This window comes from Leifsonia soli (assembly GCF_013408745.1).
Taxonomy (GTDB): domain Bacteria; phylum Actinomycetota; class Actinomycetes; order Actinomycetales; family Microbacteriaceae; genus Leifsonia; species Leifsonia soli.
This window is the reverse complement of sequence record NZ_JACCBJ010000001.1, coordinates 2,082,963-2,107,517: the sequence shown is the minus strand read 5'-3', so window position 1 is coordinate 2,107,517 and position 24,555 is coordinate 2,082,963. Positions and strand designations below refer to the sequence as shown.

The window sequence follows — 24,555 nt, the reverse complement described above, 5'->3', positions numbered from 1 at the left end:
GAATCACCAGCTTTTCCGCCCGGGCTTCACAGCGGAGGCCGGGATGCGACGGCGGTCAGCCTGCGAGAACGCTCAGTCGTCGCAGTCCGCGGGCGGCTCGCACTCCTCGGCGTCGATGGCCGCGTTCATCGTCCGTGCGATCCCGAGCAGGTGCTCCTGCTGGTCCGGCGTGAGGGCGTCGAACAGGATGCGGCGGATCGTCGCCGAGTGCTTCGGCAACGCGCGGACGACGACGCGGCGGCCCTCCCCGGTGAGATGGATCCACGTCGCACGGCGGTCTTCCGCGCACTCCTGGCGCTCCACGAAACCGCGCGCCGCCATCCGGGTGACCTGATGCGAGACGCGGCTCTTCTCCCAGCCCGTCGCATCCACCAGGTCCCGGACGCGCAGTCGCCGCCCCGGCGAGCGGATCAGCGCCATCAGCACTTCGAGCTCGGAGATCGAGATGCCGTCGTCCTGCTGCAGCTGCGCATCCAGGGTCCGTTCGAACCCGCGTCGCATGAGATGGAAGGCGCGGAACAGCTCCAGCTCGTCGTCCGTCAGCTTCCGCGGGTCGGGACGGGTGCGCACGGTGGCCATACGCCATCCTGACACGCGCGCGGGATCAGTGGGCGAGGGCCTCGAGGAAGACGACGAGCACGCCGAGCGCCACCACGGCCGCCAGCACCGCGAGCTGGCGCCAGCCCGAGAGTCCGGTCCGCGACACGGCGATCCACGTGATGACGGCCAGCGACACGATGAGGGCGACGATCGCGATGGTGAGCCCGGTGCGGTCCTCGATCACATCGAAGACGGCGAGCCCGACGGCGATCAGCGGGACCACGAGCACGCCGAGGGCGCGCGACGACACCGCAAGCATGTGCCGGAACTCCGCGATCGACGGGAGGGTGTTGTGCGCGATCATGTGCGAAACGAGGTCGGAGACGAGTCCGGCGAGCAGCACGCCGACGACGGAGATGACCAGCGTCCACAGCACAGTGGGGGAGTCGAGCGCCTCGCCGTGCGCGTTCATCGCCATGAGGATGGCGAGCGCTGTGAAGGTGACGTAGATCCGCTCCCGCAGCCGGTCGCCGGCCTGACGCCGCTCGTCCTCGGACGCATCGGCGGGCAGATGGATGTCGTCGTTCCGGTGTTCGCGCTGGTCGGACATGCGGCGAGCCTAGCCGGGAATGAATCAGGAACCGGGCTGGTTCGCGTTGGATGACACGTCATCAAAAACGAAAGGCTGACATGACGAAGATCGCCATCATCATCGGAAGCACGCGCCCGGGGCGCAACGGCGAGGCCGTCGCCCGCTGGGTCTACGAGAACGCCGCCAAGCGCTCCGGCGTCGAGTACGAGCTCGTCGACCTCAAGGACTGGGACCTTCCGCACCTCGACGAGGCCATGCCCGCCGCCATGGGGCAGTACGCCGGTGAGCACACCAAGGCGTGGGCCGCGAAGATCGCCGAGTTCGACGGTTTCGTGTTCGTCACCCCCGAGTACAACCACAGCACCTCCGGCGCCCTCAAGAACGCGATCGACTACGTCGGCGCCGAGTGGTACAACAAGGCCGCCGGGTTCGTCAGCTACGGCGTCTTCGGCGGCGCCCGCGCCGTCGAGCACCTGCGCCTGGTGCTCTCGCAGCTCCAGGTCGCCACGGTCAGCGCGCACGTGGGCCTCAGCCTCGCCCACGACTTCGAGAACTGGCAGCTGAAGCCGACCGAGCAGCAGACCGCCGCGCTCACCCCGCTGTTCGACCAGCTCGAGGCGTGGTCCGCGGCGCTCGAGACCGTTCGCTCGGGCGCACAGCAGGACGAGGACGAGGCCGCGGCCTGACGTCCCTCCCGGCTTCTGCCCGGTCTGCTACGCCTGGCAGACCGGGCAGAAGTACGTCACCCGCTCTTCGAGCTCGGTCCGGCCGAGGGACGACGACTGGATGCGCGTGCCGCAGCGGCGGCAGGGCTGACCGCGGCGGCCGTACACCCAGGTGTTGCGGCCACGACGCGTGTCGCCGGTCGTCACGCGGACGCTCCGATCGCGATTGGCCGTGATGAGCCGGTGGCCGAGGTCGACCGCGGCTGCCAGATCCGCCTCCCGGACCGGCCGCGTCGGCAGCATCCCGCGGAGGAAGCACAGCTCGTTGGCGTAGACGTTGCCGAGGCCGGCGAGGTTGCGCTGGTCGAGGAGCGCGACGGCGACGGGCACGTCCGGATGCTCGGCGAGCCGGCGGAGCGCCTCGCCGGCGTCCCAGTCCGGCCCGAGCAGGTCGGGGCCGAGGTGCCCGACCACGTCGTCCTCCCGGTCGCGGGGGAGGACCTCCAGCACTCCCAGCTGAAAGCCGACGGCCTGCGCCTCGGCCGTGCGGAGCACCGCCCGCGCCTGGTAGCCGGGATGCCGCCAGCGGCCGTCCGGCGGGTAGACCTCCCACGAGCCCTCCATCTTGAGGTGGCTGTGGATGGTGTGGTCGCCCACGTGCATCAGCAGGTGCTTTCCGCGGCTGACGACCTCGTCCATGCGCTGCCCGGAGAGGTCGACCGTCGCGTACGCGGGGACGCGGAAGTCCGTCTGCGTGAGGATCCGGCCGGCCAGGGCGCGGTGCAGGCGCTGGGCCGCCTGGTAGACGGTGTCGCCCTCAGGCATGCTGCACCCGCTGTCGTGGACGGCCCGTCATGCCCGGAGCCGCAATCCGCGTGGGGTCGCAAGGAAGCCGGCCTCGCCGAGCGCGTCGCCGAGCGGCGAGCCGAGAATGAAGCCGCCGTTGACGGTCTCCACCGCGAGCTTGTCCACGCGGCGGGAGGTGACCAGGGCGGCGAGGGCGCGCGCCGCCGCGGCGAGCACGAGGCCGGTCTCATCGGTGGCCTCGCCCTGCTCGCCTGCGGCGACGAAGCAGAGCAGGCTCTTGCCGCCGCGCTCGACGTAGAGCGTCAGCTCGCCGTCGACCAGCACCACGAGCGCACCCGCCTTCCGGCCCGGGCGGTGACCCGTCCCGCTCTCGCCCGGCACGGCCGGCCATGGCAGCGCAGCGCCGTACGGGTTCGCGGGGTCGGTGGCGGCCAGAGCGACCGCCTCGTACGGCCGTCGCTGTGTGTGGTCGCGGGCGTAGGAGCGCAACCGGTCGACCGTCGCCCCGTTGGCGAACTGCGCCCCGCCGAGCGTCTCGATGAAGTAGCCGCGGCGCGCGCGCCCGGTCTCCTCGAATCCGCTGAGCACCTTGTACGCGAGCGCGAAGCCGCCGGGCGTCCCCTCGTTCATCACCGATCCGCGGGTGACGACGCCGTAGCGGTCGAGCAGGGTCTCCGCCTGCCCGTGCGCCCGCACGGTCGAGTCGAGGTCGCGCTCCGGCAGGAGGGACCACCGGCCGGCCGCGGTCGGCGGGCCCATCCGGGTGACCATCGCCGAGCGGGTGGGCACGCGGCCCCGGTACATGCGCGCTCGCGTGGGCTGACGCGGGCGCTTGTGCGCCCCGGAGCCACCGGCGGTGAGCGTGCGCAGCGGTGCAAGCGTGTCGTTGGTGATGCGTCCGGCCCACACCAGGTCCCAGAGCGCGGTCACCAGCTCGGGATCGTCGATCGCCGAGCCGCGTTCCGTGCCGAGCGTGTCGGAGAGCTGGCGGAAGAAGTACCCGCCTCCGCGGCCCAGGGCGTCCAGGATGCCGCGCTGCAGCTCGTCGGGCTCGTGATCGGACGGCGGCGCGAGGGTGAGCGGGGCGGAATCGGCGAGATGGAGGCTGATCCACCCGTCGTCGCCGGGCAGGCTGCCGTCTCCGGACCAGATCACCTCGCCCGTCGCCGTCAGCTCGTCGAGCATGGCCGGGCTGTAGTCGGCCACCCGGCTCGGCAGCACGAGCGACTCCCACGCTGACGCCGGGATGCGCGCGCCGGCCAGCTGCTCGATGACCGAGGCCACCGCATCCACACCGCGCAGCGTGGAACCGACGTGCTGCCACTCGGGCAGGAACCGCCCGAACGTGGCGGTGTCGACCGGCTCGACCTCGTGCCGCAGGGCCGCGAGCGACATCCGCCGCAGCCGCCGGAGCACCTCGGCGTCGCTCCACTCGCTGCCGTGCGCGTGAGGGCGGAACTCGCCCTCGACGACGCGGCCGTCGCGCGCGAGCCGCCGCAGGGCGTCGTGGACGATCGCCGGGCCGAGCCCGAGACGTGTCGCGATGTCGGCCGTCTCGAACGGTCCGTGGGTGCGGGCGAAGCGGCTCACCAGGTCGCCAAGGGGATCGTCGACAGGCTCGATGAAGGCGACGGGAACGCCGATCGGAAGCGGGACGCCCAGGGCGTCGCGCAGACGGCCGGCGTCTTCGATCGCGGAGAAGCGTTCGACGCCCGCGATGGTGACGGCCAGGGCCCGGTGCGTGTCGACCAGAGTCACGAGGTGCCCGGCGGCGGTGGCCCGGTCCGCGTGCGGTGCGGCGGGCTCGGCCTCGCCGTTCCCGGCGTCCTCGGCACCATCGGGGGCTTCTGGGCCATCGGGGGCTTCTGGGCCATCCGGGCTCTCGGCGCCCGCTGCGCTTCCCGTCGCTGCTGTCGCCGCCTCGCCCTCCGCCTCGAGGCGCTCGGCGACCTCCTCGACCGAGAGCGGGCCGAGGAGCCGCAGCAGGTCGGCGACGCCCTCCACGCCGCGCACGCGCCGCTCCGGCGCCAGCCGCTGAAGCTGCAGCTCGACGCGTTCGATGACCGCCGGATCGAGCAGCTCGCGCAGCTCCGCCCGGCCGAGCAGCTCGGCGAGCAGGCCCGTGTCGAGCGAGAGAGCCGCCGCTCGGCGCTCGGCCAGTGGGCTGTCGCCCTCGTACATGAACGCAGCGACATATCCGAACAGCAGCGACCGCGCGAACGGCGACGCCGTCTCGGTCGCCGCCTCGACCAGCCGGATGCTGCGCTGCTCGATCTGCTTCGCGACGTCCGTCAGCGCGGAGAGGTCGTACACATCCTGCAGCACCTCGCGGATGGTCTCGAGGATGATCGGGAAGCTGGGGTACTTGCGTGCGACGTCCAGCAGCTGCGCCGCCTTCTGCCGCTGCTGCCAGAGGGGGGACCGCTTGCCCGGGTTGTACTTGGGAAGCAGGAGGGCCCGGGCGGCCGACTCGCGGAACCGCGAGGCGAACAGCGCCGAGCCGCCGACCTCGGCCGTGACCAGCTCGTCCAGCTCCTGCGGGTCGAAGACGAACAGCTCTCCGCCGGGCGGCTGCGCCTCGGTGTCGGGGATGCGCACCACGATGCCGTCGTCCGCCGCCATCGCTCCCGCGTCGATCCCGTACCGCTCGCGCACGCGCGCCTGCACGGCGAGCGCCCAGGGCGAGTGCACCTGCATGCCGAACGGGGAATGCAGTACGACGCGCCAGTCGCCGAGCTCGTCGCGGAAGCGCTCGACGACGAGCGTCTTGTCCGTCGGGATGTGGCCCGTGGCCTCTTTCTGCTCGCGCAGGAAGGCCAGCAGGTTGTTCGTCGCCCAGGCGTCGAGGCCGGCCTCGACGCACCGCAGCTCCGCATCCGCCGGGGATGCGGTGCTCAGCTCGCGCGTGAATGCGCCGACCGCCCGGCCCAGCTCGGCCGGCCGGCCGATCCCGTCGCCCTTCCAGAACGGCAGCCGGCCCGGCTCGCCGAACGCGGGGGTGACGAGGACGCGGTCGTGCGTGATCTCCTGGATGCGCCAGCTGGTCGATCCCAGCGCGAAGACGTCGCCGACCCGCGACTCGTAGACCATCTCCTCGTCGAGCTCGCCGACGCGGCTGGCCTTCTCGCCCACCATGTAGACGCCGAAGAGCCCGCGATCGGGGATCGTGCCACCGCTCGTGACGGCGAGCCGCTGTGCTCCCGGCCGGCCGGTGATGGCTCCCGTGTCGCGGTCCCAGACGATCCGGGGCCGGAGCTCGGCGAACTCGTCCGACGGGTAGCGGCCGGCCAGCAGGTCGAGGGTCGCGTCGTAGGCGCTCCGCGGAAGGGTCGAGAACGGGGCGCTCTTCCGGACGGTGTCGAACCAGTCGTCGGCGTCGATCGGCTCCAGCGCGGCCGCTGCGACGGTCTGCTGGGCGAGGATGTCGAGCGGGTTCGCCGGGACCGAGAGCGACTCGATCAGCCCGGCCGCCATCCGCTCCGTCGCGACCGCCGAGTGGATGAGATCGGCACGGTGCTTGGGGAAGACAACGCCGCGCGAGATCTCGCCGACCTGGTGCCCGGCGCGGCCGACGCGCTGCAGGCCGCTCGCGACCGACGGCGGTGCCTCCACCTGGATGACGAGGTCGACGGCCCCCATGTCGATACCGAGCTCGAGGCTCGAGGTGGCGACCACGCAGCGGAGGCGACCCGACTTCAGGTCGTCTTCGATGAGCGCCCGCTGCTCCTTGCTGACCGAGCCGTGGTGGGCGCGAGCGAGCACCAGCGCCTCCGCGTCGGCGACCGTCTGCGACCCGCGCGTCTGGCCGGAGCCCCCCATCAGCTCGGCGGGGGCGCGGGTGGCCGTCTGGGCGGCCGTCCCGCCGAGGATCCTCTCCTCGTAGATCTCGTTCAGCCGGGCCGTCAGGCGCTCGGCGAGCCGGCGGGAGTTCGCGAACACGATGGTGGAGCGGTTCTCGAGCACGCGGTCGACGATCGCCTCTTCGACGTGCGGCCAGATCGAGCCGGCCTGCGGGGGAGACCCGTCGCCGGGGTTCTCGCTGGCGTAGGTCGATGTGCCGAGCTCGCTCATGTCCTCCACCGGCACGACGACCCTCAGGTCGAAGCGCTTGCCGGCCGGGGGCGCGACGACCTCCACCGGGGCGTTGCCCGCGAGGAAGCGCGCCACCTCCTCCGGCGGGCGGACCGTCGCCGACAGCCCGATGCGCTGGGCCGGACGCTCCAGCAGCTGGTCGAGCCGCTCCAGGGACAGCGCCAGGTGCGCGCCGCGCTTGGTCGACGCCACGGCGTGGACCTCGTCGACGATGACCGTCTCGACCGACGTCAGCGTCTCGCGCGCCTGGGAGGTGAGCATCAGGAACAGCGATTCCGGCGTGGTGATCAGGATGTCGGGCGGACTGCTCAGCAGTGCCCGCCGGTCGGAGGCCGGCGTGTCGCCCGAGCGGACGCCCACGCTCACGTGCGGCGGCTCGGACCCCAGTCGCTTGGCGGTCTGCGTCACGCCGACCAGCGGAGCGCGCAGGTTGCGCTCCACATCCACGCCGAGCGCCTTCAGCGGCGAGATGTAGAGCACGCGCGTGCCGGGCTTTGCGTCGGAGGGCCGCGGATCGTTGGCGAGGCGGTCGATCGCCCACAGGAAGGAGGCCAGCGTCTTGCCCGAGCCGGTCGGCGCGATCACCAGTGCGTGCTTGCCGTGGGAGATGGCCTCCCACGCGCCCTCCTGCGCGGCCGTCGGCGCGGCGAAGGCCCCCCGGAACCACTCCCGGGTCGCGGGGGAGAATCGATCCAGCACGTCGGCCATCCCTCCATCCTGCACCCCGCCACCGACACTGTCAGGGGCTTCTGGAGGACCGGTGGAGAACGCTCAGCGAGGCAGATTCGTGCGGATGAACGACGAGATGTCGCCCAGCTCGAGCGGGGAGATGGCGTGGCCCATGCCCTCGTAGATGCGGGCGTCCAGGGAGGAGTGGCCGGGAAGCCAGTCGGCGGTCCGGTCGAGCGATGCCGTCGGGATGGCGTCGTCGAGCGTGCCGCGGCCCCAGAAGACCGGGACGCGCGCCTCGGCGAGCTCCGCATCCCGCGGCTGATCGCCCTTCACGACGAAGCCGGAGAGCTGAACGGCGTAGTCGAAGCGCTCCGGGGCGAGGCGCAGCAGCTGGAGGGCCAGCGCGCCGCCCTGCGAGAAGCCCAGGAGGCCCGTCGGCACGCGCGGCTGCTCGTCCAGCCAGTCGAGCACCGCGCGAGCGGCGGCGTCCGCGTTGCCCGCGAGAGGATCGCCCGGGACGTTGGTGAACCGGGAGAACCAGGCGAAGCCCGCGCCCTCCGGGATGGGTGCCCGCAGGGAGGCGATCACCGGCTCGAGCGGCAGGTACGCCGAGATGCCGAACAGATCGGCCTCGTCGGAGGCGTAGCCGTGCAGGAGGACGAGAAGCGGGCGTCCCGCGCGGTCGCGTTCGGAGGCGGACCACAGGACCGCGTCGCGGTCGATGTGCAGGTCGGGGGCGGGGAAAGGCACCCTCCATTCTGCGCCAGGACCCGAAGTCGTCCACAGCCCCCGTCGGAGTGCCGCCCGTCCACAGATCCGTCTGTCCCCCGTAGGCCGCCGCCCTCACCGTCCGTAGGATGCATGCATGAGCGTTCGCACCCCGGATCCGGACCCGACTCCCGACCCGCTGCCCGGCGACGGGCCGCAGCCGGGTCCTGCCTGGCTGTCCGACATCGAGCTGGAGCAGATCCGTCGCCGGCTCCCGCTGCTGTACGTCGAGGCGGTGCCCGTGCGGGTCGACGGGCTCGGGCAGGTGACCGAGGTCGGCATCCTGCTGCGGGCAAACGCGGTCGGGCAGATCACCCGCACGCTGGTCTCGGGGCGCGTGATGTACGGCGAGACGCTCCGCGAGGCGCTGTTCCGTCACCTCGAGAAAGACCTCGGCCCGATGGCGTTCCCGCAGCTGCCGGCGAGCCCGGTGCCGTTCCAGGTGGCGGAGTACTTCCCGATGCCGGGGGTGTCGCCGTACACCGACGAGCGGCAGCACGCCGTCTCGCTGGCGTACGTCGTTCCCGTGACCGGCACGTGCGATCCGCGTCAGGATGCGCTCGAGCTGACCTGGATGACACCGGAGGAGGCCGTGTCCCTCACCGTATCGGAGGAGCTCGAGGGGGGCCGCGGCGCGCTCGTGAAGGCGGCGATGGCCTCGCTCGGCCGCATCGCCTGAGCGTTCGGCGCGATGGCTGCCGAATCACCTCTTGCGCGCTTCGGCTAATGGCATTAGCTTTATGGCTATGAACACTTCCACCGATTCGCAGGTCCACTTCCTGCAGCGTCCGGACGGGCGCGTGAGCTACACCGTCGAGGGCTCCGGGCCCCTCGTGGTCGCGGTGCCCGGCATGGGCGACCTCCGCTCCAGCTACCGCGAACTGGTCGGTCCGCTCGTGGCCGCCGGATACCGCGTGGCCGTGACCGACCTGCGGGCGCACGGCGACTCGGACACGACCTTCACCGAGTTCGGCGACATCGCGACCGGCCGCGACGTGATCGCGCTGATCGAGGAGCTCGGCGGCCCGGCCGTCGTCCTCGGCAACTCCATGGGCGCCGCAGCGGCCGCGTGGGCCGCCGCCGAACGTCCCGACCTCGTCGCCGGGCTCGTCTTCTACGGCCCGCTCCTCCGCGACCCGGCGATGGGACGCGCGGCCACCGGCCTGCTGCACCTGCTCTACCGCGCGATGTTCGTGAAGCCGTGGGGTGCGGCCACGTGGGCCGGCTACTACGGCGGAACCCTCAACCGGGGGAGGAAGGCCCCCTGGCTCGCCGAGCACACGGCGCGGATCCGCGCCTCCCTGAGCGAACCGGGGCGCCTCAGGAGCTTCCGGCGCCTCACGCTCGCCCTCACCCACTCGGTGGTGGAGCCGCGCCTCGCCGACGTGCGGGCCCCGATGCTCGCCTTCGTCGGCGACCTCGACCCCGACTTCCGCGACCTCCCGGCCGAATGCGCCTGGATGGAGTCCATCGGCGCGGAGGTCGTGCGCGTGCCCGACGCCGCCCACTACCCGCACGCACAGCGACCCGACCTCACCGTGCCGACGACGCTGGCGTTCATCGCCTCCCGGCGCGACGGCGACGGCTCGGCCTGGGCGGCCCGTGCCTAGGGCCGGGCTCACGCGTGCTGCCGTCACCGCGGTCGCCCTGGAGCTGGTCGACGAGGGCGGCACGGCGGGCTTCGAGCGGCTCACGCTCGCGGCCGTCGCCGGCCGTGCCGGCGTCGCCGTCCCCAGCCTGTACAAGCACGTGGCGTCGCTCGGGGATCTGAGACGCCTGGTCGCGACCGAGTCGGTCGCGGAACTCACCCGCGTGCTGGCAGGCGCCACCATCGGGCGGGCAGGGCCGGAGGCGGTCCGTGCCGCGGCGGACGCCATCCGCGGATTCGCCCACCGGCACCCCGGACGCTACGCGGCGACGCAGGTGGCGGCTGACGCCGCGGACCCGGCCGATGCGGAACTCGCCGCGCGGGCGGGCGAGTCGCTGACCGTGCTGGCCGGCGTGCTGCGCGGATTCGGCCTGCCCGACGACGAACTGGTCGATGCCATCCGGATGCTGCGCAGCGCGGTGCACGGGTTCGTCACGCTCGAACTGGGCGGAGGCTTCCGTCTTTCCGACGATCTGGACCGCAGCTACTCTGTGCTCGTCGATGGGGTGATCGCCGGAGTGGAGCGGCTGGCCGCCTGACCCGCGAGAGACACGTCCGCTGCGGATCACGCGCCTCCGCGTCACGAAACCGCGGGCACGGTCGTCCCTAGAAGCGACGGCGTCTCTCTCCCGGGGGACCCCTCCCGGGGCCGGTCGTCACGGCCGAGGCAGGGGTCAGGTGTCCAGGTTCACTTCCATAGCGATGGATGCGTCGTCGCGGTTCTCCCGTGGTCTCCCGTCCGCGCTGATCAGTGTCGCCACCGGCCTGATCGCTGCGGTCGTCGCTCTGCTGCGGGCGACCGTACCGACGTTCGCCGGTCAGGGTCCGCATCCCGACGGTGACCGGTACCTCTGCCAGCTGGGGACGGACGCGGTCGAGCCGGTCCTGAAGGACGCCCCGCGTTACTGGGACTTCGCACTCTTCGAGTGGCAGCACACCGGATCGCCCCCGGCCAGCCCGTGCATCCCCTACCCGTCGTCGCAGATCTGGGTGCTTCGGGCGCTCGAATGGTTCTCGTCCGCGATCTCCGGGCGGCCGGGCACCCTCGACTTCCACTGGCTGGTCATCGCGAACGGGCTTCTCATCGGTCTGATCGTCGGGCTGTTCGCGTCGGCGGCCAACCGGGCGTCGCTGGCGGTCCGGCTCCTGGGGAGCGCGCTGATGCTGCTGATCCTCAGCGACCCCGTCTTCGCGTCCTACGCGGCCGGTCCGATGGGCGAGTACGTCGGCCTGGTCGGCGTCGCTCTGGTCGGGGTGGGAACGGTCTACTACTCCACCTTCGGTCGGCAGTGGTGGGGTGTGCTGCTGGTGGGGGCCGGCGGGTGGCTGGTCGTGACCTCGAAGGTGCAGATGATCACGCTGCTCGTACCCCTGGCGGCGATGCTGCTGTGGATCCCGATCTCGAGCCGGCGCGGGCGGCGGAGACGGCGCAGCGTGACCGGTGCGTTCACCGGTCGGATCATCGGGGCCGCGATGGTCGTCGTCTTCGTCGCGTCTGCCGGGTGGATGCTGTCCAACAACCCGAAGGAGTTCCAGCAGATCAATCCCTGGGAACTCATCTCCGTCGGCATCCTCGGGCCGAGTCACACCCCGGCGCAGGATCTCGAGGAGATGGGGTTCCCTGCCGAGATGGCGAAGTATGCCGGGAAGACGGCAGGCGACGAGGGGTCCGTGATGCACACTCCGGAGTGGCGGGAGTACGGCGACCGGATGAACTACGGGACCGTCGCCCGGTTCCTGCTCGCCCACCCGGACCGCGTCTGGCCGCTGTTCAACACGGGCGCGTACGACTTCTTCGTCGCCCAGCCGACCTACATGGGTGCGAACGAACCGGGCCACGGCCCGAAGAAGCAGCCGGCCTTCTCCCTGATCGCCGCCGTCGGCAAGGCCATCAACGGCCTCCACTTCTTCGTGGTGGGCGGGGCGCTCGCGTTCACCCTCGGCGCGCTCGCGCGCCGGAGGTCGCAACGCGGCTCGCCCGCCTGGGGGTTCGCCAATGCCGCGCTGCTGATGGCGGCGTTCACGGTGGTGCAGTTCATCACCGCGGTCTTCGGCGAGGCGATCGAGAACACGAAGCACCTGGTGTTCGCGATCCTCTCCAGCACACTCGTGGTCCCGTTCATCGCGGTTTCCCTGCTCCAGCCCACGGGGAAGCTCGATGGCGACGGCGCACCCGGGGAGGACGCGCCGGCCGACGGGGCGGTGGCTTCCGAGGAGGGCCGGGCGGCGGACACCGAGCCGTGAAACGACGAACGCGGGCGTTCCATCGGAACGCCCGCGTCAGCGGTCGGGAGCGAAGGGGCGTCAGCCCTGGGCGCGGCGCGAGCCGTTGCCGCGACGCACCGAGGTGTCGCCGTGGCCCGCGGTCGCGCGCGGAGCTCCGCCGGAGCGGGACGCGCCGGCCGACTGCGCGCCGGCGGGACGCTGGGATCCGCCGCGACGGCGCGAGCCGCCCGCGGTTCCGCCGCCCGCGGCAGCGCCGTGCGAGCCGGAGCCGTTGCCTGCGCCACGACCGGAGCCGTTACCTGCAGGCTGGCCGCCACGGCCGTTGCCGCCGCCCTGGCCGCCACGGCCGGAGCCGCCGCCCTGGCCGCCACGGCCGGAGCCGGACGCCGTGCCGGCACCCTGGCCGCCGGAGCGGCGCGCACGCTTGCGCTGCGCGTTCGCGCCCTGCGACATCCCGCCGCCGGTCGACTGCGGCACGTGCAGCGACGGCGCGACGCGGGGCGCCACGTCGCCGACGAGGCTGACGACGGCGGTCGAGGTCGCGGTGACGCGCTGCGGGGTGGCGTCGATGGCGGCCTTGCGGAGCAGCGTCTTCACGTCGCCCGCCTGGGCCGAGAGCATGACGGTCACGACGTCGCCGGCGCTGCCCGCGCGGGCGGTGCGCCCGGAGCGGTGGAGGTACGCCTTGTGCTCCGCCGGCGGGTCGACGTGGACGACGAGCTCGACGTTGTCGACGTGCACGCCGCGGGCGGCGACGTCGGTCGCGACGAGCACCTTCACGTCGCCCTGGCCGAAGGCGGCCAGGTTGCGGTCGCGCGCGGCCTGGGCGAGGTTGCCGTGCAGGTCGACGGCCGGGATGCCGGACGCGGTGAGCTGCTTGGCGAGCTTCTTCGCCTGGTGCTTGGTGCGGGTGAAGAGGATGCGGCGACCGGTGCCGGAGGCGAGCGCCTCCACCAGGTCCTTCTTCTCCTCCGGGGTCTCCACCTGCAGCACGTGGTGGGTCATCGCCTCGACGGGGCTGTTCGCGTCGTCGACGGAGTGCAGGACGGGGGAGTGCAGGAAGCGCTTGACGAGCTTGTCCACGCCGTTGTCCAGCGTGGCCGAGAACAGCAGGCGCTGCCCGTCGGCGGGCGTTGCGGTGAGGATGCGCGTGACGACCGGCAGGAAGCCGAGGTCGGCCATGTGGTCGGCTTCGTCGAGCACGGTGATCTCGACGGCGTCGAGGTTCACGAATCCCTGCTTCATGAGGTCTTCGAGGCGGCCGGGGCAGGCGACGAGGATGTCGACGCCGGCCTTCAGCTCGGCGACCTGCTTGTTCTGCGAGACGCCGCCGAAGACGGTCGAGACGCGCAGCCCGTAGGCGTCGGCGAGTGGACGGAAGGCGGTCGCGATCTGGGTGGCGAGCTCGCGGGTCGGCGCCAGCACGAGGGCCAGCGGGCGTCCGGGACGGCGGCGACCGCCGGCGAGGACGGTTCCGAGGCGCGCGACGAGCGGCAGGGCGAAGGCGATGGTCTTGCCGGAGCCGGTCTTACCGCGGCCCAGCACGTCCTTGCCCGCGAGGGCGTCGGGAAGCGTGTCGGCCTGGATCGGGAACGGGGTCGTCTTGCCGTCGGCCGTGAGGACGGCGACGAGCGGAGCGGGTACGCCGAGTTCGGCGAAGGAGAGAGTCAAGGATGTGCCTTTCAGGCATCGACCCGGTCGGCAGGGGCGGACCGGGGAAATGGCGAGCGCACCGAGCGGCGCGATCGTTCGCCGTATGAAGAGAAGCGCGGCGGGGCCATTGGCCCGGCGCGACGCGAAGCGTTCTACGACGCCGCGGGCAGATTCGTCGCCCGCTTCCTCCACCATAGAGCATCCGGCCGTACGAGTGCTGGGAGCGCACTCTCATCCCGAGGTCGTAGACTGTCGGCCCGGAAACGAGAGGTGGCCATGGGCGTGCTGGAATCGGAGCTCGAACGCGAGCGCGCCGTGGTCGCTGGGCTGTATCAGCGGCTGGACGAGCTGCGTTCCGAGACGGAGGAGCGGCTGGCCCGCGTGCGCCGCGACAGCGTGGGGAGCAACCATCAGGCGCGTAGCGAGCGCGACGCCTTCGCGCGCCTCTACGAGGACCAGCTCACCCAGCTGCGGGATGTCGACGCACGTCTGGTGTTCGGCCGTCTGCTGCTGGACGAGCCGGTGGACGGCTGCGACCACCGCTACATCGGCCGCGTCGGCCTGCGCGACGACGACCAGCGCTCCCTCCTGGTCGACTGGCGCGCGCAGCAGGCCGGCGCCTTCTACCAGGCGACGGCGAGCGAGCCGATGGGCGTGCGCGCGCGGCGGCACCTGACGATGTCGGGCCGCCAGGTGACCCGCATCGACGATGAGGTCTTCGACGAGTCCCTGCTCGACGGCGGCAGCGCTGGGGAGCAGGTGCAGGGCGAGGGCGCACTGCTCGCCGCGCTGACCGCGCAGCGGACCGGCCGGATGCACGACATCGTCGCGACCATCCAGGCCGAGCAGGACCGCATCATCCGCTCCGACCTCCGCGGCGCGCTGGTCGTGCAGGGCGGCCCCGGCACCGGCAAGACCGCGGTGGCCCTGCACCGTGCGGCCTACCTGCTGTACGCGAACCGTCAGCGGCTGAGCACCTCCGGCGTCCTGGTCGTCGGCCCGTCGACGGCGTTCCTGCGCTACATCGAGGCCGTCCTGCCGTCGCTCGGCGAGACCGGCGTCGTCCTGTCGACGCTCGGTGAGCTGTTCCCGGGCGTCGAGGCGACCGCGGAGGATGCACCGGAGGCCGCCATCCTGAAGGGCTCTGCCCAGATGGCCCGGCTGCTCTCGCGGGCCGTGAAGTCGCGGCAGAAGGCGCCGGCCGACGAGCAGACCATCGTCGTCGACAACGAGCGTCTGGTGGTCGCGCCCGACCTCATCCAGCGCGCCATCGCCAAGGCCCAGCGCACCGGCAAGCCGCACAACGTCGCGCGCGTGACGTTCGTCAAGCACGCCCTCGCTGAGCTCACCGATCAGCTGGCGGCGCAGCTGCGCGCCTCCGGTTCGACGATCGACGACGCCGACCTGAAGGTGCTGCGCGAAGACCTGCGCACCTCGTACGACGTGCGCGTGCTCCTCAACACGGCATGGCTGCCGCTGACGCCGCAGAAGCTGCTGCAGGACCTCTACGCCCGTCCCGCCTGGCTCGCCGAGCTGGCGCCGCGCTGGACGGAGCAGCAGAGGGACGCGCTGCACCGCGACCGCACCGAGCCCTTCACCGTCTCCGACGTCCCCCTGCTCGACGAGGCCGCCGAGCTGCTGGGCGACTTCCCGGGCCGCCCCGACCCCGCCGACCGGGAGCGCGACCGCCAGCGCAAGCGCGACCTGGAGAACGCGCGGGCGGCCATCCGCAACATGGGCGTCCAGGGGCTGGTGAGCGCCGAGCAGCTGGCCGACGGCTTCGCCGAGCAGGCCGACCGCGGGACGACGGCGGAGCGGGCCGCCGCCGACCGCAGCTGGACGTACGGTCACGTCGTCGTGGACGAGGCGCAGGAGCTGTCGCCGATGCAGTGGCGGGTGCTCGTGCGACGCTGCCCGATGAAGTCGTTCACGATCGTCGGCGACATCGCCCAGGTCGCGTCCGCCTCCGGAGCGACGAGCTGGCAGGACGCGCTGAACCCGATCTTCAAGGACGCCTGGCGTCTGGAGGAGCTGACGGTCAACTACCGCACGCCCGCGCAGATCACCCGCGAGGCGGAGCGCATCGCCTCCTCCGCCGGCCTGCCGATCACGCCGACGCGTGCCGTCCGCGAGGGCGACTGGCCGATCCGCCGCGTCACGGCGGAGCGCGGGGATGCGGCGCTCGCCGCGGCCGTCGCCGGTGCCGTCGCGCACGATCGCGGCATCGACGACGGCGGGACGCTCGCGGTGATCACGACCGCGTCGGACCTGCCGGAGGTCGCCGCCGCGGTGGAGGAGCGCTTCGGAGACGCAGCGGGACGCGGCGCGACCGGCCTGAGCCGCCCGATCGCCGTGCTCACCGGCTACGAGGCGAAGGGCCTCGAGTTCGACGCGGTGGTGCTGGCCGACCCGGATGCGCTGGCCGCCGAGTCGCCGCGCGGCGCCGCATCCCTCTACGTCGCGATGACCCGCCCGACCCAGCGCCTCACCCTCGTCGCGCGCTGACCCCCACCGTCGAGTCCGCAAAAACTGCACGCGGGGCCCCGCGAAAACGTACAAAATTCGCGGACTCGACGGTGGGGGGTGCGGGGGAGCGGGGAGCGGGGTGCGGGTCAGGTGCCGGGGTAGCGCTCGCCGACGGGGATCTCGACGGGGAGGGTGTTGCCGGCCTGCGCGAGCGGGCACGCCCAGGCGGGGTCGTAGGCGCACGACGGGTTGTAGGCGAAGTTGAAGTCGAGCACCAGCGAGGCCTCGCCCTCATCCGTGTCGAGCCCCAGGTCGGCGCCCTTGATGGTGTCGATCAGGTAGCGCCCGCCGCCGTACGTGCCTCCGGGGCGCCCGGCCAGGGCGTCCTTGACGGGGACGAACAGGCCGCCGCCGTACGACGACAGCCGCCAGACGTCCAGCGTGCCCGCCAGCGGGACGCGGACCGTCCCGAGCAGCTCGAACGGGACGACGCCGTCCGTGCCGGTCTCCACGTCCATCCGCGTCGCCTCGGCGGCCGGGCGGATCGGCAGCTCGAACCGCCAGTCGGGGTCGTACGGCGTCACCGGGAGCCCGGTGAAGCCCTCGCGGTCCTCGGGCAGCAGCGGCGACGCGGGATGCGACGAGAACAGGTCGTTGCGGCACGACACCCAGTGCGCGTGGGCCTCGGCCGGGTCGTGACCGGCGAGCCGGCGGACGGACGCGTACAGGGCGAACACCCGTCGCCGCCAGTCCGCGGTCTGCACGGCCGTGACCGCACGGGTCACGGCGCCGGTCTGTCCGCCGGGCACGTCTCCTCCGGGCACGTCTCCACCGGTGAGGGGTTCGGCGTTCGTCATCTGTCCTCCGGTTTCGTGGTGTCGCCCGCGGCCTCCGCGTCTGCCGGAGTCCGCACTTCGGGATCGTAGGCCCAGGTGGGCGCCAGCTGCCGCAGGCGCAGGCCGCGCCACTGCCAGAACAGCCAGAAGGCGTACCAGGCGACGGGCGTGAGCGCGCCGGCGCGGACGATCAGCTGGTCGCGGTAGAGGGTTCGCAGCCGCCCGTGCTCGTCCGGACCGGCGGGGTCCGGGGCGATCGCCATCCGGTGGTCCAGGCGGGGAATCGCGGACAGCATCCCTCCGGTGCCGCCGCCGCTGTCGTGCAGGATGCGCGTCGCCCGCTCGCGCGGATCGGTCGACCGCAGCGTGTCGAGCCGGATGGCCTGGGTGCCGACGGTGAACGCACCGAGCGCCTTCACCCGCACGCGGTGCTCCGAGCCCCACCGCGTCGGGAACCCGCCCGGCTCATCCGACCGGAAGTCGAGCCAGGGCAGGGCGACCTCGCGGAACGCCGTCGGGCTCTGCAGGGCACGCCAGGCGGCATCCGGATCGCAGTCGAGCGTCAGCTTGAGGAGCACGCGCATGATCCCAGTGTCTCCCCAACCCGGCCGCAGCGGGCCGAGGGATGGGCGGTTCCTCAGGCTTCGTCGGCGCGCGCCAGCAGCAGCTCCCGTTCGCGGGCGTTGCCGGTCATGGCGGCGGCGCGCTGGAACTCCTGCCGCGCCTCGTCCCGGCGGCCCAGCCGCAGCAGCAGGTCTGCGCGCACCGACGGCAGCAGATGGTACGAAGCGAGGGTGCCATCGATCGCCAGCCGGTCGACGACTTCGAGCCCGGCTTCCGGTCCGTAGGCCATCGACAGGGCGACCGCGCGGTTGAGCTCGACGACGGCGGACGGCCGCAGCTCGCCGAGGGCGCCGTAGAGCGCGACGATCTCCTCCCAGTCCGTCGCGTCCGGGGTCGGGGCGGTCGCGTGGCAGGCCGCGATGGCCGCCTGCAGCGCGTACGGCCCGCGGCTGACCGGCGGCCGCCTGCTGAGCCGCAGGGCGTCGGAACGCTCCAGGGCGGCGACGCCGCGGCCGATGAGAAGGCGGTCCCAGCGGGCCCTGTCCTGATCCTGCAGCAGGATGGGGGTGCCGTCGTCCGCGGTCCGGGCTCCGAGCCGGGATGCCTGGAACTCCATCAGCGCGACCAGTCCGTGCACCTCAGGTTCGCGCGGCGTCAGCTCGGCGAGCACGCGACCGAGCCGCAGCGCCTCCCGGCAGAGGTCGGGTCGCATCCAGTCGTCGCCCGCTGTGGCCGAATACCCCTCGTTGAAGATCAGGTAGACGACCTCCAGCACCGAGGCGAGCCGCTCGGGGAACTCCGCGCGTTCCGGCACCTCGAACGGCACGCCGGCCGCGCTGAGGGTGCGCTTGGCCCGGACGATGCGCTGCGCCATGGTCGCGGGCGGGACGAGGAACGCCCGGGCGATCTCCTCCGTCGAGAGGCCGCCGAGCAGCTTCAAGGTGAGGGCGACGCGGGCCGCCTGCGGGAGGACGGGATGGCATGCGACGAAGACGAGGCGGAGCAGGTCGTCCCCGATCGGCTCCTGCGCGACGCGTGCCGGGTCGTCCGATCCGAGCTCCTGCTCGAGGTCGTGGGCGATGGCGGCGTAGCGGTCGTCGAGGCGCTCCCGCCTGCGCCATCCGTCGACCGCGCGGCGCTTCGCGACGGTGGTCAGCCAGGCGCCGGGATTGCGCGGGATGCCGCTGACCGGCCACTGCTCGAGGGCGGCGACGAGCGCATCCTGAGCCAGCTCCTCGGCCAGGCCGACGTCGCCGGTGGAGCGGGCGAGCCCCGCGATGAGGCGCCCGGATTCTATGCGCCACACCGACTCGACCGTGCGACGGGTCTCGTCGCGCCGCTCGCCGTCGGTCATCGCCCCGCGTCGCCCGCCACGCGGCGCACCTCCACGCTCCCGCTCGTCAGCGGCAGCCGGCGGGCCCACTCCAGCGCCTCGTCCTCGCCGGCCGTCTGCAGCGTCCACAGGGCGGTCACCCGGGTGCCCGCGTCAGGAGAGCGGTCCGGCGTGGGGCTCTCGCCGTCGAAGCGGATGCGCACGCCGGTCCCGACGGGCTCCAACGCTTCGGCCGCGAGCAGCACACCGGCGCGCACGAGCTCCTGCTCGTACCGGTCGAGCGCGGCGCGGTCCCGGACGGCCGGCTCGGCGCCGTCGCCCTCCTCGGCCTGCGCCATCAGCACGTAACGCATGGTCCCATCCTCTCGTCGAACGCGTGTGGAGTCATCCCTGCGTCGAACGGGATGCGCCGGTTTCGACACGGCTGACGGTGGTGTGCGCTACAACGGGAGCATGGCGATCCGTTACTGGCTGGGCGTTGTGCAGCTCGATCACGTTCTCCGCGGCGTGGCGGGCGGCTTCGCGCAGGTCAACCACGGCGCCCGGGCGCCGCTCGAGCGGATGGGCGCGGCCGACGGCTTCGTGTTCTATTCGCCGCGGGCGTCGTACCCGGACGGCGAGCCGCTCAAGCAGTTCACGGCGGTCGGCCGTCTCGCCGACGACGAGGTGTTCCAGGTGACGCAGGGGCCGGCGATGCAGGGTCCGGCGTCCGACTTCAAGCCGTGGCGGCGACGGGTCGAGTGGGACCATGACGCCGTGGCGACGCCCGTCCGCCCGCTGCTGGGCGCGCTGGACTTCACGCGCGATCGACCCGACTGGGGCTACCAGCTGCGGCGCGGACTCATCGAGCTCACCCGCCACGACTTCGAGCTGATCCGGCGGCAGATGCGGCCGTCACCGGGCGAAACACGGCCGTCGGCCGCGAGCCGCCGCATTACGATGGCCCGGTGACTCAGCCGGCCTCTCTCGACTCCGACACCATCCGCAGCGCGATCGACGGCGCCGTTCCGGCCGCCCACCGCCAGGCCAAGTACCAGGTGCGCTTCGACTGGTCCGCCGAGGGCGCGGCGGCCGTCGCGGCCGACGCCGATGTGGTCGTGTGGGTGGATGCGCTGGCCGACGCCCCAGCGCCGGAGCTGCCCGGCGATGGGGCCGTGCTGGCCGCCGGACTGACCGATGCCTCCGCCGTCGCCCGCTGGATCCTGGCCGAGCAGGTCCGTCTCGGCCGCCGCGCGATGATCGCTCTCGTCGCCGCGGGCGGTGCGACACCGTCGGGCGCGACCCGCTTCGCCGTGGAGGACCTGCTCGCCGCCGGCGCCGTGGTGGATGCGCTCGCTTCCGTCGGCATCGACTACTCCTCTCCGGAGGCTGCGGCGGCCTGCGCCGCGTTCACCGGTCTGCGCGGTGCCGTCGCGCACCTGCTGACGGCGTCGGTGTCCGGCCAGGAGCGGGTCGCCGCCGGCGCCGTTCCCGCCGACATCGCCCCCGCCGGGCGTCTCGACGCGTCGGACGCTGTGACGGTGCTCCGAGCTCCCCGGCAGAACGGTGCGCCCGCGGCGGAATGATCGCCCGCCGGCGTACGTTGCCGTGCACAGGAGGTTTTATCGATGAAAGCCGTGCTGAACGACACCGTGATCGCCGAGGCCCCGCAGGAGGACCTCATCCGCATCGAGGGCAACTGGTACTTCCCTCCGGCGAGCGTCAAGTCCGAGTACCTCGTGGAGAGCGACACCCCGTACACGTGTCCGTGGAAGGGCGAGTGCCAGTACTTCTCCGTGAAGTCGGACGACGGCCTGCTGCAGGACCGCGCGTGGAGCTATCCGACGCCGTACCCGAGCTCCTTCGACCGGGTCGGCAAGGACTACAGCAACTACGTGGCGTTCTGGAAGGACGTCCGCGTCGTCGACTGACGACCGGAGACCGCGATGATCCGTCTCGGCCGCCGCCTGAGCCTCCCGGCTCTGGCGGCGGCCGTGCTCGTGGTGGCGGGCTGCTCGGCCTCGCCTCCGACGCCGACGGTGACGCGCACCCCGACATCGACGCCCCGGCCGACCGGCGCCTCGGCCGCGGTCGCCGCCATCCCGTGGCAGCCGAGCGGGCAGACGACCGTGCTCGAGACGGGCTTGGAGGCGCCCTGGTCGGTGGCGCCGCTGCCGAGCGGGTCGGCGCTCATCAGCGAGCGCGACTCCGGCACGATCGTCGAGCGCCTTCCGCAGGGCGGGCTCCGCACGGCGGGCACCGTGCCGGGCGTCGTCCACACCGGCGAGAGCGGTCTGCTGGGGCTCGCCGTGCAGGCGGAGTCCGCACCGAAGTATCTCTACGCGTACCTCACCACCGCTGACGACAACCGCGTCGTGCGACTGCCGCTCTCCGGGGTACCGGGCAGCTACGCGATCGGTTCGCCGGAACCGGTGCTCACCGGCATCCCGAAGGCGTCGAACCACGACGGCGGCCGGCTGGCGTTCGGCCCGGACGGGATGCTCTACGTGACCGCCGGGGACGCGTCCACCCCCGGAAACGCGCAGGATGTCGCGTCTCTCGGCGGCAAGATCCTGCGCGTGACCCCCGAGGGGCAGGTGCCAGGCGACAACCCGTTCCCCGGGTCGCCGGTGTGGTCGTACGGCCACCGCAATCCGCAGGGGATCGGCTGGGACTCCCGCGGAACGATGTGGGCGAGCGAGTTCGGCCAGAACACCTGGGACGAGCTCAACATCATCCGTCCTGGCTCGAACTACGGCTGGCCGATCGTGGAGGGCGTCGGCGGCGACCCGAAGTACACCGACCCGGTGTACCAGTGGCCGACCGACGCTGCGAGCCCCAGCGGTCTGGCGGTCGTCGGCGACACCGTGTTCCTCGCGGCGCTGCGCGGCGAACGGCTGTGGACGGCGTGGTCGACCGACGGCGCGGCGCCGGTGACGGCCGCACCCTTCTTCGAGGGAGAGCTGGGCCGGCTGCGGGATGTCGTCGCCGTCGGGGACCGTCTCTGGCTGCTCACGAACAACACCGACGGGCGCGGGTCGCCCCGCTCCGGCGACGACCGGCTCATCGCGGCGCCGCTCGTGCCCGCGCAGTCCGTCAAACGCCCGGGCTGACCTCACCCGGGTGGATGCGCTCCTGCGGGTAGTCTTGGGGGGAACCACCGATCGGGAGCAGAACCCTGAGCATCATCCTCGGATACGATCCGACCACCCTGCGCGAACGCGTCGATCTGCGCGCTGCCGGCGAGCGTCTGGAGGAGCTGGGCAGCTTGCGCAGCCTCAGCGCGCTCAACGAGAAGACGGTGCTGCTGCGACTGCTGGGGCGCCTCGACGAGGCGATCGAGATCGGCAACGAGGCGGTTCGGCAGGCGCGTTTCACCGGCGACCGCGAGCAGCTGCTCGGCGCGCGCATCCGTCGGGCTCAGGTGCTGCAGTACCAGGGCAAGACGGACGAGGCGATCGTGGAGCTGACGAGCTGCGTCGACGAGGCCCGCGGCCGGGAGTGGACCGCGCTGGAGGCGTTCGCCATCCAGAGCAGGGGCAAGGTCTCGTTCGATACCGGCGACTACGAAAGCGCTCTCGCCGACATGACCGCCGCCGTCTTCCTGCGCGAGAAGCTGGGCGCGTCCCCGGCCGAGATCCAGGCGGCGCTGACCGCGGTCGCCGTCGTGCAGTCCGCGCTCGACGCGCAGCGCGGATCGGCGCGTGCCGACCGCGGCGAGGGCGGCTCCGATCACGCGTAGGATGCACGTCATGGAGGTAGGGAGCGCTCCGGACGGGACCCGTCGCTGATGGCCGAGCTCGACCGTGTGCGGCGCTGGGCGGATGCCCTGATCGCCCTGCATCTCGACCCGGCCGTCTGGAGCTTCGGCTTCGACAACGCCAAGACGCGCGCCGGCCTGTGCAACTACACGTCGAAGCGGATCACCGTGTCGCGGTATCTGGCGGCGCGATACGAGGACGACGAGATCCACCAGATCCTGCTCCACGAGGTGGCGCACGCGCTCGCCGGTTCCCGCGCAGGGCACGGACCGCGCTGGCGGGCCATCGCGCTCGACCTCGGGTACGAGGGCAAGCGGCTGCACGGCGGCGCGATCGCCGACGATCTGGCGCCCTGGGTGGGCACCTGCCCGAACGGGCACACGCACTACCGCTACCGGAAGCCGGCGCGGGCGCTCGCCTGCGGCGCGTGCAGCCGCCGCTTCGACGCCGCGAACCTCATCTCGTGGCAGCACCGCGAGGTGTCGCCGGCGCAGCGGCGCACCGCCGCCGCAGCGGCCACCGAGTAGCCGCCGCGCCGCGGTCAGGCGTGCGCGACCCCGAGCCGAGCGTCCAGTCCGTCCCGCACGGCGGGCCACTCCTCGCTGAGGATGGAGTACACGGCCGTGTCGCGCCAGGTCCCGTCCGCGCGCAGCTGGGTGTGCCGCAGGACGCCCTCGAACTGCGCGCCGAGGCGCAGGATGGCGGAGCGCGAGCGCGCGTTGAGGACATCCGCCTGCAGCTTGATCCGCTCGAACCCGTGGTCGAAGGCCGTCCCGAGCAGCAGCCGCTTCGTCTCGGCGTTCACGCGCGTGCCCCAGGTCTCCGGCGCGTACGCCGTCCAGCCGATGTGGGCCGAGCGGTTGCCGAGGTCGAAGTCGCCGAGCGTGGTGGTGCCCACCAGGCGGTCGCCGTCCCGGAGCACGACGGCGGTCACGTTCCCGGTGCCCCAGGCGAGGTACCCGAGCATGAACTCCCGCCACTCCTCATAGGTGTCGCGGTAGGCGGCCGGCCCGCCGCCCCAGCCGCCGGCGAATACCTCGGGGTGCCCGATCGCGTCGAACAGGTCGGGAAGGTCGTCGAGGGTGAGGGCGCGCAGGCGGACGGTCGCCCCCTCCAGCGGGACGTCGGCATCCGGTCGGGTGGCGGTCATCCGCCCAGTATGCCAGCCCGTCCGCGGGCCATCCGTGGGTCGCAACACGCCGTTGCCGGCGTCTCAGAACGGCGTGTCGCGACCCATGGATGGGGGAAGTGCCGGGTCGGTAGGCTGGGGGGAGAGGCGGCGGCGGATGAGGGTGCCGTAACCGACTATGTTGGTTACATGGCGACCGAAGCAATACTCACCCGAGGGACCGGCCAGTGGATGGAACCCGTCGACGGCCAGCGCTGGTGGTTCGACTCCGGATCGCTTGCGCTCGACTTCGCCTACACGGGCGAGTTCGCCCACGCCGACGACCCCGCCGGCTCCGATGATGAGCGGCACGCGGTGCGTGACGCCACGGGTCTCAACGCGTGGCTGGTCGAGCGGTTCCCGGAGGTGGCGCCCACCGCGGGCGACCGCGAATTCCGCGACGCCCGGACCCTCCGCACGGCGATCGCCCGCCTCGCCCGGCAGGCCAGCCGATCGGAGGAGCTCTCGCCCGACGACATCGACGTGGTGAACCTCTTCGCCGCGACCCCCGACATCCCTCCGGTGCTCGCCGGGGGCGGCCGTCAGGCGGGCCGCACCAACGCCCGCCCGCACCAGGCGCTCGGCACCATCGCGCGCGACGCGGTGCGGCTGTTCGGGCCGGACGTCGACGGCCGCATCCGCGAGTGCTCGGCCGACGACTGCGAGCTGGTCTACCTCGACACCTCCCGCAGCGGAACCCGGCGCTGGTGCTCGATGCAGCGCTGCGGCAACCGCGCGAAGGTGCGCGCGCACCGTGCCCGCGCGGCTCGCACGCCACAATAGGA

Annotated in this window: 24 protein-coding genes; 13 read left to right on the top strand and 11 right to left on the bottom strand. The window is 72.6% G+C overall.

Translation table 11 applies throughout. The features are described 5' to 3' along the window. Positions 1-72 precede the first annotated feature (72 nt). Positions 73-579 (bottom strand): MarR family winged helix-turn-helix transcriptional regulator, encoded by a 507-nt coding sequence (locus tag BJ963_RS10225; protein ID WP_089908414.1) that lies wholly within the window; start codon positions 577-579, stop codon positions 73-75. Between the two features lie 25 nt (positions 580-604). Next, a complete protein-coding gene (locus BJ963_RS10220; protein WP_179456382.1) occupies positions 605-1,150 on the bottom strand; it encodes a hypothetical protein in 546 nt (181 codons plus the stop codon). Between the two features lie 80 nt (positions 1,151-1,230). Here BJ963_RS10220 and BJ963_RS10215 point away from each other — a divergent pair, with 80 nt between their 5' ends. After that, a complete protein-coding gene (locus BJ963_RS10215) occupies positions 1,231-1,818 on the top strand; it encodes an NADPH-dependent FMN reductase (RefSeq protein WP_179456380.1) in 588 nt (195 codons plus the stop codon). Between the two features lie 27 nt (positions 1,819-1,845). Here BJ963_RS10215 and BJ963_RS10210 read toward each other — a convergent pair whose 3' ends face one another. The 3 genes from BJ963_RS10210 to BJ963_RS10200 form a co-directional block, all read right to left on the bottom strand. Further along, entirely contained in the window at positions 1,846-2,622 is a 777-nt protein-coding gene (locus tag BJ963_RS10210; protein WP_179456378.1) for an Fpg/Nei family DNA glycosylase, read from the bottom strand. A gap of 27 nt (positions 2,623-2,649) precedes the next feature. Further along, on the bottom strand, positions 2,650-7,404 hold the full coding sequence (locus tag BJ963_RS10205) for an Lhr family ATP-dependent helicase (protein ID WP_179456376.1): 4,755 nt from the start codon (positions 7,402-7,404) through the stop codon (positions 2,650-2,652). Between the two features lie 63 nt (positions 7,405-7,467). Further along, the gene (locus BJ963_RS10200) at positions 7,468-8,118 is read right to left on the bottom strand and encodes an alpha/beta hydrolase-fold protein (RefSeq protein WP_179456374.1); all 651 of its coding nucleotides are present in this window, start codon (positions 8,116-8,118) and stop codon (positions 7,468-7,470) included. A gap of 115 nt (positions 8,119-8,233) precedes the next feature. Between BJ963_RS10200 and BJ963_RS10195 the strand changes: the two genes are divergently transcribed. The 4 genes from BJ963_RS10195 to wsfD all read left to right on the top strand — a co-directional run bounded on the left by BJ963_RS10195 (position 8,234) and on the right by wsfD (position 12,028). Further along, positions 8,234-8,815, top strand: coding sequence for an NUDIX hydrolase family protein (locus BJ963_RS10195; protein WP_018192021.1), 582 nt, complete (start codon positions 8,234-8,236; stop codon positions 8,813-8,815). Between the two features lie 67 nt (positions 8,816-8,882). Further along, on the top strand, positions 8,883-9,746 hold the full coding sequence (locus BJ963_RS10190; protein ID WP_179456372.1) for an alpha/beta fold hydrolase: 864 nt from the start codon (positions 8,883-8,885) through the stop codon (positions 9,744-9,746). Then, positions 9,739-10,323: a WHG domain-containing protein gene (locus BJ963_RS10185; protein ID WP_179456370.1), complete on the top strand. Its 585-nt coding sequence runs from the start codon at positions 9,739-9,741 to the stop codon at positions 10,321-10,323. Before BJ963_RS10190 ends, BJ963_RS10185 begins: the two co-directional genes overlap by 8 nt. Before the next feature lie 139 nt (positions 10,324-10,462). Continuing rightward, positions 10,463-12,028, top strand: coding sequence for a glycan biosynthesis hexose transferase WsfD (wsfD, locus tag BJ963_RS10180; protein ID WP_179456368.1), 1,566 nt, complete (start codon positions 10,463-10,465; stop codon positions 12,026-12,028). A 60-nt stretch (positions 12,029-12,088) separates the two neighbouring features. Here the strand turns inward: wsfD and BJ963_RS10175 are convergent, their stop codons facing one another. Then, on the bottom strand, positions 12,089-13,681 hold the full coding sequence (locus tag BJ963_RS10175; protein ID WP_179456366.1) for a DEAD/DEAH box helicase: 1,593 nt from the start codon (positions 13,679-13,681) through the stop codon (positions 12,089-12,091). A 258-nt stretch (positions 13,682-13,939) separates the two neighbouring features. Between BJ963_RS10175 and BJ963_RS10170 the strand changes: the two genes are divergently transcribed. Then, complete coding sequence (locus BJ963_RS10170; RefSeq protein WP_179456364.1) at positions 13,940-16,168, top strand: HelD family protein; 2,229 nt, start codon at positions 13,940-13,942, stop codon at positions 16,166-16,168. A 107-nt stretch (positions 16,169-16,275) separates the two neighbouring features. On the opposite strand, the gene BJ963_RS10165 is transcribed toward BJ963_RS10170, so the two are convergent. Genes BJ963_RS10165 through BJ963_RS10150 form a run of 4 tightly spaced genes read right to left on the bottom strand, consistent with a single transcriptional unit; the run spans position 16,276 to position 19,215 of the window. After that, the gene (locus BJ963_RS10165) at positions 16,276-16,986 is read right to left on the bottom strand and encodes a DUF1684 domain-containing protein (RefSeq protein ID WP_246298025.1); all 711 of its coding nucleotides are present in this window, start codon (positions 16,984-16,986) and stop codon (positions 16,276-16,278) included. Then, complete coding sequence (locus BJ963_RS10160) at positions 16,983-17,549, bottom strand: hypothetical protein (protein WP_179456362.1); 567 nt, start codon at positions 17,547-17,549, stop codon at positions 16,983-16,985. Before BJ963_RS10160 ends, BJ963_RS10165 begins: the two co-directional genes overlap by 4 nt. Positions 17,550-17,602: 53 nt before the next feature. Then, positions 17,603-18,883, bottom strand: coding sequence for an RNA polymerase sigma factor (locus BJ963_RS10155; protein WP_179456360.1), 1,281 nt, complete (start codon positions 18,881-18,883; stop codon positions 17,603-17,605). Beyond that, entirely contained in the window at positions 18,880-19,215 is a 336-nt protein-coding gene (locus tag BJ963_RS10150; RefSeq protein WP_089908452.1) for a YciI family protein, read from the bottom strand. The genes BJ963_RS10155 and BJ963_RS10150 overlap by 4 nt, the downstream gene beginning before the upstream one ends. Positions 19,216-19,315: 100 nt before the next feature. Between BJ963_RS10150 and BJ963_RS10145 the strand changes: the two genes are divergently transcribed. From BJ963_RS10145 to BJ963_RS10120, 6 genes are all read left to right on the top strand, one after another. Then, positions 19,316-19,813 carry an EVE domain-containing protein gene (locus BJ963_RS10145; RefSeq protein WP_218857054.1) on the top strand — a complete coding sequence of 166 codons (498 nt, stop codon included), beginning with the start codon at positions 19,316-19,318 and terminating at the stop codon, positions 19,811-19,813. Then, on the top strand, positions 19,810-20,427 hold the full coding sequence (locus BJ963_RS19135; RefSeq protein ID WP_179456358.1) for a 2-phosphosulfolactate phosphatase: 618 nt from the start codon (positions 19,810-19,812) through the stop codon (positions 20,425-20,427). The genes BJ963_RS10145 and BJ963_RS19135 overlap by 4 nt, the downstream gene beginning before the upstream one ends. Before the next feature lie 42 nt (positions 20,428-20,469). Further along, positions 20,470-20,772: a DUF427 domain-containing protein gene (locus BJ963_RS10135; protein ID WP_179456356.1), complete on the top strand. Its 303-nt coding sequence runs from the start codon at positions 20,470-20,472 to the stop codon at positions 20,770-20,772. 15 nt (positions 20,773-20,787) lie between these two features. Further along, a complete protein-coding gene (locus BJ963_RS10130) occupies positions 20,788-21,954 on the top strand; it encodes a PQQ-dependent sugar dehydrogenase (RefSeq protein WP_179456354.1) in 1,167 nt (388 codons plus the stop codon). Positions 21,955-22,109: 155 nt separating this feature from the next. Next, positions 22,110-22,583, top strand: a complete 474-nt coding sequence (locus BJ963_RS10125; protein ID WP_179456352.1) for a tetratricopeptide repeat protein — start codon at positions 22,110-22,112, stop codon at positions 22,581-22,583. Positions 22,584-22,631: 48 nt separating this feature from the next. Further along, positions 22,632-23,129 carry a SprT-like domain-containing protein gene (locus BJ963_RS10120; protein ID WP_089908469.1) on the top strand — a complete coding sequence of 166 codons (498 nt, stop codon included), beginning with the start codon at positions 22,632-22,634 and terminating at the stop codon, positions 23,127-23,129. Positions 23,130-23,143: 14 nt separating this feature from the next. Here BJ963_RS10120 and BJ963_RS10115 read toward each other — a convergent pair whose 3' ends face one another. Continuing rightward, entirely contained in the window at positions 23,144-23,752 is a 609-nt protein-coding gene (locus tag BJ963_RS10115; RefSeq protein ID WP_089908471.1) for a GNAT family N-acetyltransferase, read from the bottom strand. Positions 23,753-23,920: 168 nt separating this feature from the next. Here BJ963_RS10115 and BJ963_RS10110 point away from each other — a divergent pair, with 168 nt between their 5' ends. After that, a complete protein-coding gene (locus BJ963_RS10110; protein ID WP_246298024.1) occupies positions 23,921-24,553 on the top strand; it encodes a CGNR zinc finger domain-containing protein in 633 nt (210 codons plus the stop codon). Positions 24,554-24,555 lie beyond the last annotated feature (2 nt).

Coding starts and splice junctions, on each gene's coding strand:
- BJ963_RS10160 (WP_179456362.1), bottom strand. CDS start 17,549: ATGCGCGTGCTCCTCAAGCTGACGCTCGACTGCGATCCGGATGCCGCC.
- BJ963_RS10150 (WP_089908452.1), bottom strand. CDS start 19,215: ATGCGTTACGTGCTGATGGCGCAGGCCGAGGAGGGCGACGGCGCCGAG.
- BJ963_RS10210 (WP_179456378.1), bottom strand. CDS start 2,622: ATGCCTGAGGGCGACACCGTCTACCAGGCGGCCCAGCGCCTGCACCGC.
- BJ963_RS10145 (WP_218857054.1), top strand. CDS start 19,316: ATGGCGATCCGTTACTGGCTGGGCGTTGTGCAGCTCGATCACGTTCTC.
- BJ963_RS10120 (WP_089908469.1), top strand. CDS start 22,632: ATGGCCGAGCTCGACCGTGTGCGGCGCTGGGCGGATGCCCTGATCGCC.
- BJ963_RS10190 (WP_179456372.1), top strand. CDS start 8,883: ATGAACACTTCCACCGATTCGCAGGTCCACTTCCTGCAGCGTCCGGAC.
- BJ963_RS10195 (WP_018192021.1), top strand. CDS start 8,234: ATGAGCGTTCGCACCCCGGATCCGGACCCGACTCCCGACCCGCTGCCC.
- BJ963_RS10135 (WP_179456356.1), top strand. CDS start 20,470: ATGAAAGCCGTGCTGAACGACACCGTGATCGCCGAGGCCCCGCAGGAG.
- BJ963_RS10130 (WP_179456354.1), top strand. CDS start 20,788: ATGATCCGTCTCGGCCGCCGCCTGAGCCTCCCGGCTCTGGCGGCGGCC.
- BJ963_RS10170 (WP_179456364.1), top strand. CDS start 13,940: ATGGGCGTGCTGGAATCGGAGCTCGAACGCGAGCGCGCCGTGGTCGCT.
- BJ963_RS10225 (WP_089908414.1), bottom strand. CDS start 579: ATGGCCACCGTGCGCACCCGTCCCGACCCGCGGAAGCTGACGGACGAC.
- BJ963_RS10155 (WP_179456360.1), bottom strand. CDS start 18,883: ATGACCGACGGCGAGCGGCGCGACGAGACCCGTCGCACGGTCGAGTCG.
- BJ963_RS10205 (WP_179456376.1), bottom strand. CDS start 7,404: ATGGCCGACGTGCTGGATCGATTCTCCCCCGCGACCCGGGAGTGGTTC.
- BJ963_RS10220 (WP_179456382.1), bottom strand. CDS start 1,150: ATGTCCGACCAGCGCGAACACCGGAACGACGACATCCATCTGCCCGCC.
- BJ963_RS10165 (WP_246298025.1), bottom strand. CDS start 16,986: ATGACGAACGCCGAACCCCTCACCGGTGGAGACGTGCCCGGAGGAGAC.
- BJ963_RS10215 (WP_179456380.1), top strand. CDS start 1,231: ATGACGAAGATCGCCATCATCATCGGAAGCACGCGCCCGGGGCGCAAC.
- BJ963_RS10110 (WP_246298024.1), top strand. CDS start 23,921: ATGGCGACCGAAGCAATACTCACCCGAGGGACCGGCCAGTGGATGGAA.
- BJ963_RS10115 (WP_089908471.1), bottom strand. CDS start 23,752: ATGACCGCCACCCGACCGGATGCCGACGTCCCGCTGGAGGGGGCGACC.